This window comes from Streptacidiphilus sp. MAP12-16, assembly GCF_041262165.1.
Lineage (GTDB): Bacteria > Actinomycetota > Actinomycetes > Streptomycetales > Streptomycetaceae > Streptacidiphilus.
Window position 1 is genome coordinate 1 of the sequence record NZ_JBGCBY010000086.1, and the last position, 1,121, is coordinate 1,121.

Genomic DNA, 1,121 nt, shown 5'->3' on the forward strand with positions numbered 1-1,121 from the left:
TACGCCGCCGCGAACGCCTTCCTGGACGGATTGGCGCAGCACCGCAGGGCGCAGGGTCTGACCGCTACGTCGCTGGCGTGGGGGCTGTGGGCCGAGGACGGCGGCATGGCCGGCGAACTGGGCAGTGCAGACGTCCACCGGATGGCGCGCGGCGGTGTCGTGGCGCTGTCCTCGACGCAGGGTCTGGCGCTGCTGGACGTAGCAGCCGCCTCCGCCGAGGCCGTGCTGGTCCCCATCCAACTGGACCTCCCCGGGCTACGGGCGCAGGCGGAGGCGGGGATGCTTCCTCCGCTGCTGCGAGGCCTGGTACGGGGCACCTCGCGTCGAACGGCCAACGGCGGCAATGCCGGCGGCGCAGGCGGTGCGACGCTGGCGCAGCGGCTCTTGGGGGTGCCTGAGGCCGAGCGAGAGGCCCTGCTGCTCGACCTGGTCTGCTCGGAAGTGGCAGCGGTATTGGGCTACGCCGGGTCCCATGCGGTGGACGCCCAGCGGGCGTTCAAGGACCTCGGCTTCGACTCGCTGACGGCGGTCGAGCTGCGGAACCGGATGAACGCGGTCACCGGGCTGCGCCTCCCGGCCACTCTGGTCTTCGACTACCCCAACCCCGGCGCCCTCGCCGACCTGCTTCGCCGGGAGACGACCCCCGACCCTGCAACGGCCGTTCTCCCGCTGCTGGCAGAGCTGGACCGGCTGGAAGCCGCCCTACTGGAGACGGTGGCAGACGACGACGGCCACCTCCGGGTTGCGACCCGCTTGCAGTCTCTGCTCGCGAAGTGGGACGACCACCTGGACTCGGCCGAGAACGCCGCAGTGGCAGAAGAACTCGAAGAGGCGACCGACGACGACCTCTTCGACTTCATCGGCAAGGAATTCGGCATTTCCTGAACGGCGCTCAGATCTATCTGCAACATTCCGAGAGGTGACCTGACATGGCGGCTGAGGAAAAACTTCGGTACTTCCTCAAGCGAGTGACGGCGGATCTCCATGAGACCCGCCGCCGACTCAAGGAGATCGAGGACGGCGAGCACGAGCCGATCGCGATTGTCGGCATGGCGTGTCGTTTTCCGGGTGGTGTGGTGTCGCCGGAGGATTTGTGGGGTTTGGTTGCTGGTGGCGGGGAT

Annotated in this window: 2 protein-coding genes; both read left to right on the forward strand. The window is 68.4% G+C overall.

The window, feature by feature from the left end; all coding sequences use genetic code 11:
• Positions 1 to 885, forward strand: an 885-nt coding sequence (locus ABIA33_RS38060; protein ID WP_370088829.1) for a beta-ketoacyl reductase, incomplete at its 5' end; no start/stop codon positions are given.
• 44 nt (positions 886 to 929) lie between these two features.
• A partial coding sequence (locus ABIA33_RS38065; protein ID WP_370088831.1) for a polyketide synthase docking domain-containing protein occupies positions 930 to 1,121 on the forward strand: 192 nt, incomplete at its 3' end.